The organism is Dietzia sp. CH92, from assembly GCF_032248695.1.
Lineage (GTDB): Bacteria > Actinomycetota > Actinomycetes > Mycobacteriales > Mycobacteriaceae > Dietzia.
The window spans coordinates 335,358-352,986 of the sequence record NZ_JAVHXC010000003.1 but is presented as its reverse complement, the minus strand read 5'-3'; the positions used below and the strand labels follow the sequence as shown (position 1 = coordinate 352,986).

The window sequence follows — 17,629 nt, the reverse complement described above, 5'->3', positions numbered from 1 at the left end:
TCAGCCGTGCGTGTCGTCGGTGTCCGAGGGCCGGACCTTGCGGCGGTGGCTGGTGTCGCAGAGCGGGTAGGTCTTGCTCCGCCGGCACGTGCACACGGCCACCATGAACCGGTCCGAGCAGACGCGGTGCCCGTCGGGCGTGGTCATGTCGACCGGCCCCTCGACGAGCATGGGCCCGCCCGGGACGATCCGCACGCGACGGGCGTCGCGCGTGCCGCGGGCGTCCCGCGCCGCCCCGCCGGTGCCCCGCGCCGCCCCGCCGGTGTCGCGCGTGCCGCGCTCAGCTGCGGTCAACGCGGATCACCACCAACTCCTCCTCGCGGCGCCCGGGCTCGAGCAGGCCGGCGGCCTCGAGGCGTTCGGCGTAGGAGGTCATGACGGGGCCGAAGTCGACGGTGCGGGTGGCGACGACGCGCGCGGTGAACCCGAACTGCTCCATCTTGCTGATGGTCTGCGGCGGGTCGGAGAACTCGGAGTGCACGATGAGCATGGTGCCGCCGGGCGCGAGGAGCTCGGGCGCCAGCGCGCACAGTTCGTCCAGGACGACGCGGCCGTTGGCGCCGGCGTCCCACGCGCGGTTGGGGCCGGTGCCCTCGAGCGGGGCCTCGGAGGGGACGTACGGCGGGTTGGACACCACCACGTCGAAGGGGCCGGCGTAGCGGGCGTCGGCGAGGGTGCCCAGCCGGACGTCGACGTCCACCCCGGCGCGCTCGGCGTTGCGGGCGGCGCAGGCCACCGCGGCGGGGGAGAGGTCGTAGGCGACCACCTCGCGGGCGCCCTTGAGCGCGGCCTCGATCGCCAGGATCCCGCTGCCTGTACAGATGTCGAGGACCCGCCGTCCTTCCACGACGTCACTGCCGTCGAGGGCCTCGCAGAGCAGCCAGGAGTCGTCCTGCGGCGCGTAGACGCCGTCGTCGACCTCGATATGGGCGAACCGGGTCTGGGTCATCGGGGCCTCCGGTTGAGCGGGGGGACAGATGCCGCCCAGTCAATCCGTGAAGCCGGGTGCCTGCAACCGGATGGGCGCCGCGGCGGCGGGGGCCTACTGCCAGTAGAGGCCGCCGGGCACGTCGCCGCCGCCGGTGAGTCGGCAGGTCAGGACGGTGCCGCCGAGTCCGGTGACGGCCAGGCCCTCCTGCGTGCACGGTCCGCCGGGGCGCGGCTGCCCGGTGGCGTCGGCGAGTCCGCCGCCCTCGCCGGGGTCGGGGGCGGAGCCGGCGAGGGGCAGCCACAGCGGTCCGGCGCCGCGCGGGTCCTCGGTGCAGAACAGGGCGGATCCGTCCTCGCCCTGGGCGACCTCGCCGAGCATCTGGCACGGTCCGCCGGAGCCCACGACGTTGGCGGGCAGCTGCGGCGCGGGCGCGGGTGGCGCGGGCACCGCGCTGGTGGTGGGCGCGGACGCCGGGGTGACGGTGTCGGCGGGTGGCGTGGTGGGGGAGGGGGTCGACGACGACGAGGTGCTCGTCACCGGGGCCGGCGGGGTGGTGGGTTCGTCGTCGGGGTCGGCGGAACAGGCCGAGAGTGCGACCCCGGCCGCCATCGCGAGTGCGAGGGCGGCCGGGACACGGCGACGTCCCGTGGGGGTGTGCGGGCGGTGCGTCGTCGCTGTGGTGGTCATCGATCCCCCTGGTGTGCTGGTCAGGCCCCGATGATGAAAGCCTCGAGCTCGGCGCGGGCCTTGTCGTCCGCCATCTGGACCGGCGGCGACTTCATGAGGTACGCGGAGGCGGGCAGGATGGGTCCGCCGATGCCGCGGTCCTTGGCGATCTTGGCCGCGCGGACGGCGTCGATGATGATGCCCGCCGAGTTGGGCGAGTCCCACACCTCGAGCTTGTACTCGAGGTTGATGGGGGCGTCACCGAACGCGCGTCCCTCGAGACGAACGTACGCCCACTTGCGGTCGTCGAGCCACTCCACGTAGTCGGAGGGGCCGATGTGGACGTTGCGGTCGTGGACCTTGTTCTTGAGCGAGCCCTCGAGGTTGGAGGTCACGGCCTGGGTCTTGGAGACCTTCTTGGACTCCAGGCGGTCGCGCTCGAGCATGTTCTTGAAGTCCATGTTGCCGCCGACGTTGAGCTGGTACGTGCGGTCGAGCGCGACGCCGCGGTCCTCGAACAGCTTGGCCATGACGCGGTGGGTGATGGTGGCGCCGACCTGGCTCTTGATGTCGTCGCCGACGATCGGGACGCCGGCGGAGCGGAACTTCTCGGCCCACTCGGGGTCGGAGGCGATGAACACGGGCAGGGCGTTGACGAAGGCGACGCCGGCGTCGATGGCGCACTGCGCGTAGAACTTGTCGGCCTCCTCGGAGCCGACGGGCAGGTAGCTGACGAGGACGTCGACCTCGGCGTCGCGCAGGGCCTGCACCACGTCGACGGGCTCGGCGGCGGACTCCTCGATGGTCTGGCGGTAGTACTTGCCCAGGCCGTCGAGGGTGGGGCCGCGCTGGACGGTGACGCCGGTGGGCGGCACCTCGCAGAGGGTGATGGTGTTGTTCTCGGAGGCGGTGATCGCCTCGGCGAGGTCCATGCCGACCTTCTTGCCGTCGACGTCGAACGCGGCGACGAACTCCACGTCGTTCACGTGGTAGTCACCGAACTTGACGTGCATGAGGCCGGGGACGGTCGAGTCGACCGCCGCGTCCTTGTAGTACTCGACGCCCTGCACGAGCGAGGACGCACAGTTGCCGACGCCGACGATCGCGACGCGCACCTTCTGGTCGGTCATTGGGGTTCTCCTTGTGATGGGTTCTCTGTCCGGATGAGTTCGTTGATCCACCGGAGCTCGCGTTCGCTGGTCTCGAGCCCGAGCAGGGTGAGCTGCCGGGCGTAGCGCAGTTCGGTGGGGGCGGTGCGGGCGGCCGCGTCGCGCTGGCCCTCGCGTCGTTCCTCCAGGACCCGACGTCGGCCCTCGAGCAGCCGGACCCGCGCGGGGCCCGGGGTGCGGTCGAAGAACGCCAGGTGGACGCCGAAGCCGTCGTCGCTGAAGGAGGACGCCCCGGGCTCGTCGAGCAGCGTCGCCAGGGTCTCCTTGCCGCGCGCGGTGATGCGGTAGGTCTTGCGACCCCGCCGCGCGGTGGCGGGCGGCCTGGTGGCGGTGGCGGCGGAGGCGTCCTCGACGATGTCGCCCTGCTGGGTGAGGCGTCGCAGGGTCGGGTAGAGCGAGCCGAACGACACGGTCCGGACCGTCCCGAGCATCTCGGACAGCCGCTTGCGCAGCTCGTACCCGTGCATCGGCCGCTCGTCGAGTAGCCCCAGGATGGCCAGTTCCAGCACTCCACCTCCCCCTTCCCACGTCGGTCGTGCCTGCGGATGTCATGCGACGGTCACTGATCGTACACCTGCTGATGTATCGGACCGATATACCGTGTCGCGGCATCGGCGCGACCTCTCGGCGCGACGCTCCCGCCCGCTCGTCGCCCCGGCCCCCGTCCCGCGCCCCCCGGGATCGGCCCGGGGGCCCGGCGGGAGCCGTAGGCTGGCCTCGTGGACCAGGCCGACTCCCGCTACGTGCGACCCGGCCCCCCGCCGGGGCCGGAGGACCCCACCGGCCGTGCGGCGCTGCGGCGCCGACGGGTGGTGGACTTCGCGCTGCGCCGCCGCGGCGTCCTGGCCGACCTGCGCGAGGGCGCGCTGTCGCTCCGCGAGGTCTGCGACGCCGACGTCTATCTCCTGCGCGCGGCCGGTTTCCACGGGGTGGTCACGGAGACGGTCTGCCCGGTGTGCCGCAAGGAGAACCTGACCGAGGTGTCCTGGGTGTTCGGCGACGACCTCGGTCCGGCGTCGGGCTCCGCCCGCGGTGTCGACGAGATCGAGCAGCTGGCCCTGACCCACGACGAGTTCACCGTCCACGTGGTGGAGGTGTGCCGCAGCTGCTCCTGGAACCACCTGGTCGAGTCCTATGAGGTGGGGCTCACGCCGGGGACCGGAAAGGGCGTGCGACGGGCGGCGAGAGAGCTCCGCCGCCACCGTTGAGGACCCCGCGCGACGCCTGTCGACGACGCCGGAGTACAGCGTCGGCCACGGTTTCGTACACAATGGTCGCCAGAGCACGGCCGTCGGGGGCCTTCCCGGCCGGTCGGATCGGCTCGCGGGGAGGGTAGAAGATGTCGCAGAGTGACAGGACGCGTCGGACCGCCGACCAGGGCCGGGGACAGAGCCCGGACCGGCCCGGCTGGGTTCGTCGCCACCCGGTCTGGACGACGGTGATCCTCCTCGCCGTCGTCCTCCTCGTCGTCCCCCTCACGGTCGTCGGGGTCACCTACAGCCGCACCGAGGTACCCGAGCCCGGCAGCGTCCGCACCGAGCAGATCTCGGAGATCTACCAGAGCGACGGCACCACGATGATCGGCCGCATCGTCCCGCCCGAGGGCAACCGCCGGCTGATCGATCTCGACGTGGTCCCGGTCCACGTCCGCAACGCGGTCATCGCCGCGGAGGACCGCTCCTTCTACACCAACGAGGGCTACGACCCCACCGGCATCGGCCGCGCGGTGATCGGGCAGATCACCGGCGAGTCCAGCGCGGGCGGCGGCTCCACCATCACCCAGCAGTACGTCAAGAACACGATGGTCGGTGACGCCCCCACCTACGAGCGCAAGGCCAAAGAGATCATCATCGCCGCCAAGATGACGCAGGAGTGGTCCAAGGACCAGATCCTCGAGGCCTACCTCAACACCATCTACTTCGGCCGCGGTGCCTACGGCATCGCCGCCGCCTCGATCGCCTACTTCAACAAGCCCGTCGAGGCGCTCACGCTGGAGGAGGGCGCGCTCCTGGCCGCCGTCATCCAGTCCCCCTCCGCGCTCGACCCGCTCAACAACCGCCCCGCCGCCGAGGGCCGGTGGAACTACGTCATGGACGGCATGCGCGACATGGGTGCGCTCGACGCGCAGCAGCGCGCCAACGCGGTGTTCCCGCAGGTCGTCGAGGACCCGCAGGCGGTCGAGCAGAACGTCGGCGACCCCACCAACGGGCCCATCCGCCGGCAGGTGCTCGCCGAGCTCGCCCAGTCCGGGATCGACGAGCAGATGCTCAACACCCGCGGGCTGAAGATCATCACCACGATCGACCCCAAGACGCAGTCCGCCGTGGTCGAGGCCGCGCGGAACAACATGCAGGGCGAGCGGCCCGAGAACCGCACCGCGATCGTGTCGATCAACCCGCGCACCGGCGGCGTCATCGGTTACTACGGCGGTGAGGAGGCCGAGGGCTGGGACTACGCCAACGCCCCGCTTCAGACCGGCTCGACGTTCAAGATCTTCGGCGTCGCCGCGGCGCTCGAGCAGGGCATCGGCCTCGGCACCCAGATCTCGTCCGCGCCCGTCACCACGGGCAACATCACCGTCACCAACGTCGGCGGCCAGTCCTGCGGGTCCTGCTCGATCTCCCAGGCACTGCTGATGTCGCTCAACACCTCGTTCATCCGCCTGCAGCGGATGCTCGACAACGGCGCCAACGACGTGCGCGAGATCGCGCACCGCACTGGCATCCCCAAGCAGATCCCCGGTCTGCCGTGGGAGACGCTGAGCGAGCAGGGCGAGGACCCCTACGACGGCCTCATCCTGGGTCAGTACCCCATCCGGGTCCGCGACATGGCGACCGGCCTGGCGACCTTCGCCGCCGAGGGCGTCCACCGGCCCACCCACTTCATCGAGCGTGTCGAGACCGCCGACGGCGAGGTCCTGCTGGACAACTCCGAGGTCGAGGGCGAGGAGGTCGTGGACGCCGACGTCGCCAACAACCTCACCTCCGCCATGGAGCCCATCGCCGCCTACTCCAATGGGCACGCGCTCGCCGGCGGGCGGCCCTCGGCCTCCAAGTCCGGCACCACCCAGCTCGGCGACACCGGGTACAACAAGGACGCCTGGTTCGTCGGCTACACCCCGTCCATCGCGACCGCCGTGTGGGTGGGCACCGACGACAACAAGCCGTTGCTCAACGCCTGGGGCGGGACCATGTACGGCGCCGCCCTGCCCGCCGACATCTGGAAGTCCGCCATGGACGGGGCCCTGTCCGGCACCGACTGGGAGCAGTTCCCCCAGCCCGGGTACATCGGCGGCCAGGCCGGGCGTTCCGCGTGGGAGTCCACCGGGACCGGCGCGGGCACGACGGACGACACCGAGTCCACGGAGACCGCTCCGGAGCCGAGCGTCGCCCCCGAGCCCGCGCCGCCGGCGCCCGCCCCGCAGGCTCCGGGCCCGCTCACCATCCAGGTGCCCGGGCTGCCCGAGATCGTCATCCCCGGCGCCGGTGCGCCCGTGCCGGCCCCGCCCGCGCCCGCGCCCGAGCCGGCCGTTCCCGGCGGCGGCGGCACAGGCGGTGGCGACGGCACGGCCGGTGGTGGCGACGGGACCGGTGACGGCGGTGACGGCGGCGGGGCGTGACCGGCGGGTCTGACCGGGATGTGAGCGTGCAGGGCGACGACCACGTGGCGCCGCTGCCGCTCGAGGACGACCTGCGTTCGCTCGGGCCGCACGAGCGGGTCCGCCCCGGCGACGGCCCCGGGGCGGAGTCGCTCCGGGCATGGGGCGGCCCCCTCGGCCGGCACGCGGTGGTCGGCCGTCAGCGCTTCTGGACGCCGTTGCGCGTCATCATGCTGTTCGCGGTGATCTTCCTGGCGTTCGGCTTCTTCTCCAAGGCCGCCTGCCTGGAGACCACCCACCCCACCGACGGCTCGCAGCCGGGCCTGAACTGGGATGGCCGGCAGTACTACAAGGCCTGCTACGCGGACCCGCTGCCGCTCTACTCGGCGGAGGGACTGGACACGGGCGCGCTGCCCTACAAGTACTCGTGGATCGCCGACGGCGGCGAGGTGCGGTACATGGAGTACCCGGTGTTGTCCGGGATGTTCCAGTACGTCACCGCGCGGGCCGCCCAGGCCCTGCACGAGATCTTCCCGGGCGGGCCGCTCGAGGTGGTGGTCTACTTCGCCCTGGGGTGTGTGCTGCTGGCGTTCATGTGGATGGTCGCCGTGTGGGCCACCTACCGGTCCGCCGGACGCAGGCCCTGGGACACGCTGCTCATGGCGGCCAGCCCGCTCATCGTCTTCCAGGCCTTCACGAACTATGACCTCATGGCCGTGATGTTCGCCTCCGTGGCGCTGCTGCTGTGGGCCCGCCGCCGCCCGGTGTGGGCCGGCGTCGTGCTGGGGCTGGGTGTGGCCGCCAAGCTGTATCCGCTGTTCCTGTTCGGCGCGCTGCTGGTGGTGGCGCTTCGCCGCCGCCGGTTCGTCGAGCTCGGCAAGGCCGCCGTCGCCGCCGTGGTGGCGTGGCTGGCGGTCAACCTGCCCATCATGATCCCGTTCCCCGACGGGTGGCGGGAGTTCTTCCGGCTCAACTCGGACCGGCCCGCGAACCCGGAGAGCATCTACGTCGTCATCCAGACGCTCACCGGCTGGCAGGGCTTCGACGCCGGCCGCGCCGCGGGGGAGGCCCCGGCCACGCTCAACGCCGTCTCGCTGGTGTTGTTCGCGGTGGCCTGCCTGGCCGTGTTGGCGATCGGACTGACCGCGCCCGTCACCCCGAGGATCGCGCAGTTGGCGTTCCTCATCGTGGCGTTCTTCCTGCTCACCAACAAGGTGTGGAGCCCTCAGTATTCACTGTGGCTCGTGCCGCTCGCGGTGCTCGCCGTGCCCCGGGCGCGGCTGCTGCTGACGTGGATGGCGTTCGACGCGCTGCTGTGGGTGGCGCACATGTCGTACTTCCACGGGGTGGCCAACAAGGGGATCGGCCCCGAGCTGTTCCACCCGCTGGTGCTGGTCCGCGATCTGCTCGTGGTGGCGGTGTGCGCGGTGGTGATCGCGGAGATCTACCGGCCGCACCTCGACCGGGTCCGCATGACGCACCAGGGCGGCCCCGACGGGCCGGACCCGCTGGCCGGGGTGCTCGCCGATCCCGCGGAGCGCCTGGTCACCCGGCCCGCCGCCGATCGGGCCGTCGCGCGGCCGACCGGCGTCCGCTCGGCCGGCGTCCGCTCGGCCGGCACGCGCTCGGCCGGCGCCCGTTCGGCCTCCGCCCAGGCGAACTCCGCGGTCCAGGCGATCGCCGCGTCCGCCTCCGAGCAGTCGGGCCCGCCGGCCGCGCCGCTCGAGTTCCGAGCCGACCCCTCAGACCCCGGTGGGGCCGATCCCGCCGACCCCGAGACGAAGGACCCGATCCGATGACTACCAGCGCCATGATCTGGATGTTCCTGTGCATCCTGATCGGATTCATCTGCATGGTGACCGCCGCCGGCGGCTACCGCGCGGGGTGGCGTCAGCCGGTGTGGATCGGCTGGACGGTCGCCGCGTTCCTGTTCCTCACGGTCATCCCGGTGACGCAGGCCCTGACGATCGGCCTGCAGCACGGCTGACCCGGCCCCGGCGTCGGCTGTGGCTCCGGCCTCGGCGTCGGCTCCGTCCCCAGCCTCGGCGTCGGCCCGAGACCGGAGTGGCGGCCCGGCCCGGCCGACTGAGCAGTCCGGCAGCGCGAGTGCCGCCAGATGCGCTGCCTCCGTGACCCGCGCTGGCATAATGCACACTCTCGGCCGGGTTGTGCTGCGGGTCTGGTCCATTCACCGCGCATAAGTCGGGGAGCCAGCGCGACTCGGACCGCTTACGCTGCGACCAGGTTCGCCGCCGGGGCGAATGGGCATTTCGGCAGCGTGAGTCCGGCCGGGTGTGCTGCGGGAATGCCCGCCACCCGGGCTGGTGAGCATTCCGGCAGCGCGACTGCGGTCGGGTGTGCTGGGAGATCGCTCGGTGACAGGGCTGGTGGGCATTTCGGCAGCGCGAGTGCCGCCAGGTGCGCTGCCTCGTTGACCCGCGCTGGCGGAATGCACACTTGCGCCCGGGTTGTGCTGCGGGTCTGGTCCATTCGGCCCGCGTAGGTCGGCCAGCCAGCGCGACTCGGGGCGCTTACGCTGCGACGCTGCTCGAACCCGCTGCCGACCGCAGGCGCCCGGCAAGACTCGCCGCCCCCCCCGCCGCCGCCCGGACCGCCCCGCCGCCGCCCTGCCGGCGCCGCCCGGCCCGCCGCCCGCCGCCGCGCGCAGGCACGCCCGCGGCTGTAGCCGGACCTCACTCGCAGAGGTCGAACGGCTCGGTGTCGGGGAAGTGGCGCTCCCATTCCTCGGCGGTGAGCTGCACGCCGCCGGCGCAGGCCTCGCTCACCACGCGGTCGGGGTCGAGCTGCCACATCCACATGGCGCCCTCGACGCCCACGGCCAGCAGCCCGCCGGTGGGGGAGGCGCTGCGTCCCTGGTAGAGCAGCGGATCCGTGGTGGAGCCGAGGACCGCCCACGGTTCGGGCGAGCCGGGGTCGGTCACGTCGATGACGGTGACCTGCCCGGTGCTCGAGGTGATGAGGAGCAGGTCGTCGTCGGCGGAGAACGCGGTCCAGTAGATCTCTCCGGGCGGCGCGGTGAACGAGGCGAGTTCGGCGGGAGCGGTCGCGTCGGAGACGTCCCACAGCCGGATGGTCTTGTCGCCGCCGGAGGTGGCCAGCAGCGGCGAGTGGTGGGCGTACCCGGCGGACGGGGAGGCGCCGATCCCGGTGGTGAGCCGGTGCGCGACGGACGGCCTGTCGGGGTCGGCGGTGTCGAGGATGACGGTCTCCGGCCCGAGGGTCGGGACGACGAGCTGCCGGGAGTCGGCGGAGAACTCGGCGACCACGCACGGGTCCGGCAGGGGCACGGTCACCCGGAGTTCGGGGCGGGTGGGGTCGGTGACGTCGACCAGGCCCAGGTCGGGGCTGGTGTCGCTGCACACGGCGAGCGTCCGCCCGTCGGGGCTGAGCGGGCTGGCCACCACGACGCCCGAGGTGACGGGCAGACTCGCGACCGACCGGGTGGCGGGTCCGAACGGTGCCGTGAACACCTGCAGTCCGCCGTCGGCGAGGCCCGCGTAGACGGCCCGCCCGTCGGGGGACATGGCGACGGAACCGGAGAAGCGGGTGCCGTCGTCGGGGAGGACGCGGCCCGTCTCACGGGGGACGGGGCCGGTGGTGTCGACGACGGTGTGGTGCATCTCCGCGGCGGTGACGCCGAGGACCCCGGTGGTCCGATCCTGCGAGGAGGCGGTCTGGAAGATGGAGTTGGTTTCCGACGCGGCCCCGAGGCGCCCGAGCGGCCAGAGCCGAATGAGGCCGTCGACCGAGTAGGTGACGAGGTGGTCGGAGTCGGTGAACCGGACCCCGGTCGCGACCTGCGAGGCGGGGAGTTCGGTGAGCAGGCGACCGGCGGGGTCGTACACGCGGATCCGTTCGTCGGACCCGGCGGCGGCGAGGCGGCCGAGGTCGTCAAAGGCGACGTCGTTGACGTAGGCGTTCCAGCCGGTCAACTCGGGAAGGGCCCGCGCCCCCGCGAGTGCTGCCGCCGCCCCCGAGCCGCCCGAGCCGGCCCCCGAGTCAGCGGAGCCCGAGCCGGCCCCCGAGCCAGCGGAGCCCGAGCCGCCCGATCCGGCCCCCGAGCCAGCGGAGCCCGCCCCGGCGCCGTCCGGCAGCTGCCACATCTGCACCGCGCGACCGGTGGTGCCGGCGGCGACGCGACGGCCGTCCGCGCTGACGGCCAACGACAGCGGCAGCGCGACGGGCCCGGTGTCGAGGGCGGGCCCGCGGCGGCCGGGTCCGTCGGCGTGGGCGTCCACCAGCGTCTTGACCCCGGCCGTCCGGTTCGCCACCAGCAGGGTCCGCGAGTCGGGCAGCCACGCGAGCGATTCGACGGGCTTGGCGACCTCGGCGCCGGGCTCCGGCACCGCGATCCGCGCGCGCTGGTCGGTGACGGCGGGCGCCCCGCCGCGGGCGGCGAGGGGCCAGCGCAGGACGCGGCCGTCGCCGGTGCCGGCGGCGAGCGTGACGCCGTCGGGGGAGAAGGCCACGGAATGGAAGGGGACCTCCCCGGACTCGAGGACGGACAGGGCGACGGGCGCGTGGGGGTCGCGCACGTCGACCAGGTGCACCCCGCCCTGCCCGGCGGCGGCGAGGACGGAGCCGTCGGGCGAGAGGTCGACGTCATAGAGCTCGTGCCGCGGGCCGGTGCCGAGCGCGAGGGTGGCGAAGGCGGCCTCGTCGCCCGCGCGGAACAGACGCAGTACGCCGTCGGAGCTGACCGAGGCGACCCCGGCGCCGTCGGGCAGTGCCACTACGCGTCCGGTGCCGGCGGCGGCCTCGAACCGCAGCGGCACGTCGGCGCGGCTGGTGTTGAGCAGGGCCGACCGCGCCTCGGTCGTGGGCAGGATGCGGTACGCGGCCAGCGCGAGGGCGCGCCCGAGCCCGGGGTCGCGACTGAACGCGGTGGTCGACAAGACCGATCCGGAGCGGGACAGGGCGACATCGCGGGTGTGGCGGGCGTCGGCGCTGGCCCGGAGTGCGAGCACGCTGGAGACGAGGGCCAGCACGGTCACCACGGCCAACGACGCCGCGAGCCCCGTCAGTGCCCGGATGCGTCTGCGGTCCCTCCGGGCCACGGAGCGGTGGTGGGATTCCGCGGCGGCGAGGAACTGCCGTTCCGATTCCGCCAGGTGGGAGCTGGCGACCTCGTCGTCGTCCCTCCATCTCAGGTAGTCGGCGGTGGCCGACGCCGGGGGCAGGGCGGCGTCGCCGCGGCCGGAGTCCTCCCAGTCGGTGGCGGCGGCGCGGACGCGGGCGAGGACGCGCAGCCCTTCGCGGTCGGCGTCGATCCAGTCGACCAGCCGCGGCCAGGAGGAGAAGAGGACCTCGTGGGTGGGGGTCACCGAGTCGCCGTCCATGGTGAGGAGGCCGGCGTTGGCGAAGGGGGTGGCGACGACGAGGAGATCCTCGGACAGCTCGGCGAGCGGGGCGTGGCGGCGGACGGGTCGGGCGGAACGGACGTCGACCAGCCGGAGGAAGAGGGTCCGGCAGTGCGCCCGTCCCGCCGGGTCGAGCTGCTGGTAGACGGACTCCGCCGACGCGCGGACGGCGCCCTCGACCCCTCCCGTGGAGTAGTAGTCGTCCACGGTGATCCGCCGGCGGCGGCTGCGTTCCCAGCACACGAGGAGCACGTGCGAGAGCAGGGGCAGCAGCGAGCGCTCGTCGGGGCCGGCGTGGGTGGGGGCGACGGTGTCGAGCAGCAGGTTCACCAACGACGGCTCGACCGTGTAGCCCAGGGAGCGGGCGGGTTCGACGATGATCTCGGCCAGTTGCTCGCGGCTGGGAGGGCCCAGCACGACCGGGTCGTCGAGGGCCTCGCGCAGGACCGGCTCGGCGAGGGCGGCCTGGAAGAAGTCCGCGCGCAGCGCCAGAACGGTCGGGCGTCCGGCGGCGGCGCGGCGGCTGAGCAGGTCCAGGACGGTCGCGCGTCGTCCGGCGTCGAGATCGTCGGCCCAGATCTCCTCGAGCTGGTCCACCACCAGCAGGCCGCCGCCGTCGGCCAGTTCCGCGGTCACCTCGGACGGCCTCACGATCGCCACCCGTGCGTCGCCGTCGTCGCCGTCGACGTGGTCACCGCCCCGGACCCCGCCCCCGGCGTCCCCGGCCGCCCAGCGGGGGGCGAGACCCGCCGCGAGCAAAGAGGACTTACCGGAGCCGGACGCCCCCACCACCATCAGCGGCCGGACGCGCGGGGCGGCCAGTCGCCGCAGGACCTGGTCGACCTCGGCCCGGCGGCCGTGGAAGAGCGGGGCGTCCTCGGCGAGGTACGGGCGCAGGCCCACGTACGGGCTGCCGGTGTCGTCGGGCTGGGGCACCGGAGTGTGCGGCGCCGGGCGGGCGGGGGTCGGCTCCGCACCGGTCGACCCGCCCCGGCCCGTCGACGCGTGCGGGTCGCGCGGGCGCGCGGGCGGGGTGCGGCGGGTGCGGCGCGGGCCGGGGAGGGAGCGGACCCGCTCGACCGCGGCCCGCCACTCCTCCATGGCCGGGGCGTCGTCCACGCCGAGGAGGCGGAGCATCTCGACGAGCGTCGACTCGCTCGCGCGGGTGGGCACGTGCCCGCCGGAGAACCATCCCGACGCGGTCCCCAGGGTCAGAGACGGGACCGACCGGACCACGTCACGGACCGACAGACCGGCCGACACGCGGAGCGCCGTGAACGCGGCGCCGAGCTCCTCCCGGGTCTGAACCTGAGAGGGAACTGATCGATCGTCGGTCGGGTTGCCGGCCCCGCGGGTGGTGTCCACGGTCAACATCGTACGGCCAGGTCACGGGTGTACGGGGTCGGAAACCGCAGCAGAAGCTGGTATTTCATGCGAACGGACGACGCCCGCGTACGGACTTGTCCGGACATCTCGCACGAGGTCGACGCGCGCCGTGCGACTCCTCAGGATGAACTCACGTTCATGTAGACGGAGGGCACCATGACGGCGACACTTCACTTTTCACCCGCGGCGAACCGGCCCGAGCTCAGCGAGCGCGAGGTCGAGGTCCTCGTCGCGTGGCTCGCGTCGGACAGCAAACGGGAGGTGACCGAGCGGCTGTTCCTGGCCGACTCGACCGTGAGCACCTACATCCAGCGGGTCCGGTCCAAATACGAGGCGGTGGGCCGACCCGCACGCACCAAGGTGCGTCTGCTGCTGCGCGCGGTGGAGGACGGGTACGTCCGGCTCGAGGACCTCTGAGCCGTACGGGGGCGGGGCGGCGCTCCGGCGTGATTTCGTCAGCCGAGTTCAGGCGGGGTAGCCTTGAGCGGTTGCTGACGCAACGACCCTCCTGCCACGGAGACACCGTGGCCGAATCTGTAGTCCACAGGAGGTGATGAGGTCCCATGCGTCAATACGAAGTGATGGTCATCCTCGATCCCAGTCTCGACGAGCGCACCGTGGCGCCGTCGCTGGACACGTTCCTCAACGTGATCCGGCAAGAGGGTGGATCGGTCGACAAGGTCGATGTCTGGGGCAAGCGCCGCTTCGCCTACGAGATCAACAAGCAGACCGAGGGCATCTACGCCGTCGTCCAGATCAAGTCCGATCCGGATGCCGTCAAGGAGCTGGATCGCCAGCTCGGTCTGAACGAGAACGTTCTCCGCACAAAGGTGCTGCGCGCCGACAAGTGACCCGGACTGTCCGACCACCCCGGTACTCTGGGCGCGGTCGGTCGGCCTCCGATCACCATCCACACCAGGCCTGAAACACGGAGGACAAGCGAATGGCACAGGGCGACACCCCCATCACAGTGGTCGGGAACATCGTCGCGGACCCCGAGCTGCGGTTCACGCCGTCGGGTGCCGCGGTCGCGAACTTCCGGATCGCCTCCACGCCGCGTCGCTTCAACTCGCAGACCAACCAGTGGGAGGACGGCGAAGGCCTGTTCCTCACCTGCAACGTCTGGCGTCAGGCGGCGGAGAACGTCGCCGAGTCGCTGCAGAAGGGCATGCGCGTCATCGTCAATGGCCGGCTCCGCCAGCGGTCGTACGAGACCCGTGAGGGCGAGAAGCGCACGGTGTACGAGGTGGAGGTCGACGAGGTCGGTCCGTCCCTCAAGTACGCCACCGCCAAGGTGACCCGCACCAACCGCGAAGGCGGCGGGGGCGGCGGTTTCCAGGGCGGCGGCCAGCAGGGTGGCGGTTTCCAGGGCGGCGGTCAGCCCCAGGGCGGCTTCGGCGGCGGTCAGTCGCAGGGCGGCTACGGCGGCGGCCAGGGTCGCGGCCAGCAGAACGACGACCCGTGGGGCAGCGCCCCGCAGGCCGGCGGTTCCGGTGGCTTCGGCGGCATGGACGACGAGCCCCCGTTCTAGATCGGGTCGATTCCCCGGGGCGCTGCCGGCGTCCCACCCCACAAGCATGAGACATGACCTCGCGACAATCCGGCCCAGGTCGGGTCCGTCGGAGGAAAGAAAGGTAGACGGATCATGAAGCTGATCCTCACCGCCGACGTCGACAAGCTCGGTGCGCCGGGCGACATCGTCGAGGTCAAGGGCGGATACGGTCGTAACTTCCTGCTCCCGCGCGGGCTGGCCATCGTGGCCACCCCGGGCGCCGAGCGTCAGATCGAGTCCATCAAGCGTGCCCGTGAGGCCCGCGAGGTGCGGGACTCGGATCACGCCAACGAGCTCAAGCAGAAGCTCGAGTCGATGTCCGACGTCAAGGTCGCGGTCAAGACCTCCGACACGGGCAAGCTGTTCGGCTCCGTCACCGCCGGTGACGTCGCCTCGGCCATCAAGGCCGCCGGCGGCCCGACGCTCGACAAGCGCTCCGTGGCCATGCCCAAGGAGCACATCAAGGCGACCGGCAGCCACAGCGTTGTCGTCGACCTGGGTCACGACACCACCGCGCGCGTCGCGGTCGAGGTCGTTCCCGCCTGATACGCCGCGCAGGGCCCCGGTCGTCACAGTGACGGCCGGGGCCCTCGCCGTTGTGGACGGCCTGTGGATAACCCGGTGTAAAGGCCAGGGTCCCGGCGGTTCTCGGATTCGTCAGGTTCACCCTGCGTTAGCCATTGTGTCCCGATCCCTCACGTGCTAAGTGGGGTTCTCCACGGACGCCGCGACCTGCGATGATGCCGGTGACCTGCGGTTTTGACGGAAATGACCTGGGTATTCCACCGGTTGTCCACAGTGATACGCGCATCGGCCCTGCGTAACCCCCAACCATTCACAGTTGTCCACAAGCGGCCTCCCGCAAATGTGGATAGACCTGTGGATAACCGCGGGGGCGGGACGCCGGGCGTGTCGTGGCGGTGCCCTACAGTGAAGGGGTCGCGCGGCGGTTCCGACGGGAGCCGGCCGGGCGGTCGAGTTCGACAGTGGAAGAGGAGCGGTCATGGCGCAGGCGGGATACAGCGGTCCCGACGAGCTCCCACCTCCGCCCGACGAGGGTGGTGGCGGGGAGTTCGGACGTACCCCGCCGCAGGATCTCACCGCCGAGCAGTCCGTGCTGGGCGGCATGCTGCTGAGCAAGGACGCCATCGCGGACGTGGTGGAGGAGATCCAGCCGGGTGACTTCTACAAGCCCGCGCACCAGGCGATCTACGACGTCATCCTGGACCTCTACGCGCGGGGGGAGCCGGCCGACGCCGTCACCGTGGCCGCGGAGCTCGACCGGCGCGGCGATCTGCGGCGGGCGGGCGGGGCGCCGTACCTCCACACCCTCATCTCGACCGTGCCCACGGCGGCCAACGCCGGGTACTACGCGCAGATCGTCGCGGAGAAGGCGGTGCTGCGGCGTCTGGTGGACGCGGGCACCCGGATCGTGCAGTACGGCTACTCGGGTTCCGAGGGCTCGGACGTCGCGGAGGTCGTGGACCGGGCGCAGGCGGAGATCTTCGAGGTCACCGAGCGCCGCACCACCGAGGACTACGTCATCATCGAGGAGCTGCTGCAGCCCACGATGGACGAGATCGACAACATCCACACCGCGGGCGGTCTCGCCCAGGGCGTTCCCACGGGGTTCGCGGACCTCGACGCCGTGACCAACGGCCTGCACGGCGGTCAGATGATCATCATCGCCGCGCGCCCCGGCGTCGGTAAGGCTCTCGCCCTGGACACGGTCCTGCCGACCCCGGACGGGCAGACAACCATGGGCGAGGTGGCGGTGGGGGACCGCGTGCTGGGCGCGGACGGCCAGCCGACCGAGGTCGTGGCCGTGACCGAGGTGTGGGAGGACCGTCCCTGCTACACCGTGCGGTTCAACGACGGCACCGAGCTGGTGGCCGATGCCGAGCACGAGTGGCGTATCGAGATGGGCGGCACCGAGCAGATCGTCACCACGAAGTCGCTCGACACCCTCATGCTGGTGTGCGACTTCGGGATCGTCGTCCCCGAGCACCCGAATTCCGGCCGTGCGGCCAGGCTCATCACCGACGTGCGCGGGGCCGAGAGTGTTCCGGTGAAGTGCATCGAGGTGGCCGCGGCCGACCACCTGTACCTGGCGGGCCCCACCGCGATCCCCACGCACAACTCCACCATCGGCCTGGACATCATGCGATCCTGCTCGATCAAGAACGGGCTCACCTCCGTGGTGTTCTCGCTGGAGATGAGCCGCACCGAGATCGTCATGCGTCTGATGAGCGCCGAGGCTCGCGTGAAGCTGTCCGATATGAAGTCGGGCAAGATGAGCGACGAGGACTGGACGCGTCTGGCGCGCCGGATGGGCGAGATCTCCGAGGCGCCGCTGTTCATCGACGACTCGCCCAACATGACCATGATGGAGATCCGCGCCAAGGCACGGCGGCTCAAGCAGAAGCACGACCTGCGGCTGATCGTGGTGGACTACCTCCAGCTGATGTCCTCGGGCAAGAAGGTCGAGTCCCGTCAGCAGGAGGTGTCGGAGTTCTCCCGTCAGCTGAAGCTGCTGGCCAAGGAGATCGACGTGCCCTTGATCGCGATCTCGCAGCTGAACCGTGGGCCGGAGCAGCGGACGGACAAGCGGCCGCAGGTCTCCGACCTCCGTGAGTCGGGCTCGCTGGAGCAGGACGCGGACATCGTCATGCTGCTGCACCGCCCGGACGCGTCCGAGCGCGACGATCCGCGCGCCGGCGAGGCCGACCTCATCCTGGGTAAGCACCGTGGTGGTCCCACGTCCACGATCACGGTCGCGCACCAGCTCCACTACTCGCGCTTCGTCGACATGGCGCGGGGGCTGTAGGCGAGGAGAAGTCCGTACATAGCCGTGATTCGCGGCGATGAGTGCGATCGCGATACCCCGAATGTCATTCACGCGGGGTTAAGCGACATCGTGGACCTAGGGATCCCCGTCAATCCCTC

Annotated in this window: 15 protein-coding genes; 9 read left to right on the top strand and 6 right to left on the bottom strand. The window is 71.9% G+C overall.

Features of this window, described 5'->3' with window-relative positions:
- From RWK90_RS17355 to RWK90_RS08050, 5 genes are all read right to left on the bottom strand, one after another.
- Complete coding sequence (locus tag RWK90_RS17355) at positions 1-294, bottom strand: CDGSH iron-sulfur domain-containing protein (RefSeq protein ID WP_396230285.1); 294 nt, start codon at positions 292-294, stop codon at positions 1-3.
- Positions 281-949, bottom strand: a complete 669-nt coding sequence (locus tag RWK90_RS08065; RefSeq protein ID WP_314036589.1) for a HemK2/MTQ2 family protein methyltransferase — start codon at positions 947-949, stop codon at positions 281-283. Before RWK90_RS08065 ends, RWK90_RS17355 begins: the two co-directional genes overlap by 14 nt.
- 93 nt (positions 950-1,042) lie before the next feature.
- Positions 1,043-1,618, bottom strand: a complete 576-nt coding sequence (locus RWK90_RS08060) for a hypothetical protein (protein WP_314036587.1) — start codon at positions 1,616-1,618, stop codon at positions 1,043-1,045.
- A 20-nt stretch (positions 1,619-1,638) separates the two neighbouring features.
- The gene (locus RWK90_RS08055) at positions 1,639-2,727 is read right to left on the bottom strand and encodes an inositol-3-phosphate synthase (RefSeq protein ID WP_314036585.1); all 1,089 of its coding nucleotides are present in this window, start codon (positions 2,725-2,727) and stop codon (positions 1,639-1,641) included.
- A complete protein-coding gene (locus tag RWK90_RS08050) occupies positions 2,724-3,275 on the bottom strand; it encodes a PadR family transcriptional regulator (RefSeq protein WP_314036583.1) in 552 nt (183 codons plus the stop codon). The genes RWK90_RS08055 and RWK90_RS08050 overlap by 4 nt, the downstream gene beginning before the upstream one ends.
- Before the next feature lie 210 nt (positions 3,276-3,485).
- On the opposite strand from RWK90_RS08050, the gene RWK90_RS08045 reads away from it, so the two are divergent.
- From RWK90_RS08045 to RWK90_RS08030, 4 genes are all read left to right on the top strand, one after another.
- A complete protein-coding gene (locus tag RWK90_RS08045) occupies positions 3,486-3,974 on the top strand; it encodes a DUF5318 family protein (RefSeq protein WP_396230284.1) in 489 nt (162 codons plus the stop codon).
- Between the two features lie 131 nt (positions 3,975-4,105).
- A complete protein-coding gene (locus RWK90_RS08040) occupies positions 4,106-6,385 on the top strand; it encodes a transglycosylase domain-containing protein (RefSeq protein WP_314036581.1) in 2,280 nt (759 codons plus the stop codon).
- Positions 6,386-6,405: 20 nt separating this feature from the next.
- Positions 6,406-8,163 (top strand): glycosyltransferase 87 family protein, encoded by a 1,758-nt coding sequence (locus RWK90_RS08035; RefSeq protein WP_396230300.1) that lies wholly within the window; start codon positions 6,406-6,408, stop codon positions 8,161-8,163.
- Positions 8,160-8,351, top strand: a complete 192-nt coding sequence (locus RWK90_RS08030) for a hypothetical protein (RefSeq protein ID WP_314036577.1) — start codon at positions 8,160-8,162, stop codon at positions 8,349-8,351. The genes RWK90_RS08035 and RWK90_RS08030 overlap by 4 nt, the downstream gene beginning before the upstream one ends.
- Positions 8,352-9,057: 706 nt before the next feature.
- Here RWK90_RS08030 and RWK90_RS08025 read toward each other — a convergent pair.
- On the bottom strand, positions 9,058-13,110 hold the full coding sequence (locus RWK90_RS08025) for an AAA family ATPase (RefSeq protein WP_314036575.1): 4,053 nt from the start codon (positions 13,108-13,110) through the stop codon (positions 9,058-9,060).
- A gap of 177 nt (positions 13,111-13,287) precedes the next feature.
- Between RWK90_RS08025 and RWK90_RS08020 the strand changes: the two genes are divergently transcribed.
- The 5 genes from RWK90_RS08020 to dnaB all read left to right on the top strand — a co-directional run bounded on the left by RWK90_RS08020 (position 13,288) and on the right by dnaB (position 17,510).
- Positions 13,288-13,548: a LuxR C-terminal-related transcriptional regulator gene (locus RWK90_RS08020; RefSeq protein WP_314036573.1), complete on the top strand. Its 261-nt coding sequence runs from the start codon at positions 13,288-13,290 to the stop codon at positions 13,546-13,548.
- 146 nt (positions 13,549-13,694) lie between these two features.
- Positions 13,695-13,982 carry a 30S ribosomal protein S6 gene (gene rpsF, locus RWK90_RS08015; RefSeq protein WP_031264380.1) on the top strand — a complete coding sequence of 96 codons (288 nt, stop codon included), beginning with the start codon at positions 13,695-13,697 and terminating at the stop codon, positions 13,980-13,982.
- A gap of 92 nt (positions 13,983-14,074) precedes the next feature.
- A complete protein-coding gene (locus RWK90_RS08010) occupies positions 14,075-14,662 on the top strand; it encodes a single-stranded DNA-binding protein (RefSeq protein ID WP_314036570.1) in 588 nt (195 codons plus the stop codon).
- Between the two features lie 114 nt (positions 14,663-14,776).
- Positions 14,777-15,229 (top strand): 50S ribosomal protein L9, encoded by a 453-nt coding sequence (gene rplI, locus RWK90_RS08005; RefSeq protein WP_314036568.1) that lies wholly within the window; start codon positions 14,777-14,779, stop codon positions 15,227-15,229.
- A 457-nt stretch (positions 15,230-15,686) separates the two neighbouring features.
- Positions 15,687-17,510 (top strand): replicative DNA helicase, encoded by a 1,824-nt coding sequence (dnaB, locus tag RWK90_RS08000; protein ID WP_314036566.1) that lies wholly within the window; start codon positions 15,687-15,689, stop codon positions 17,508-17,510.
- Positions 17,511-17,629: the final 119 nt, after the last annotated feature.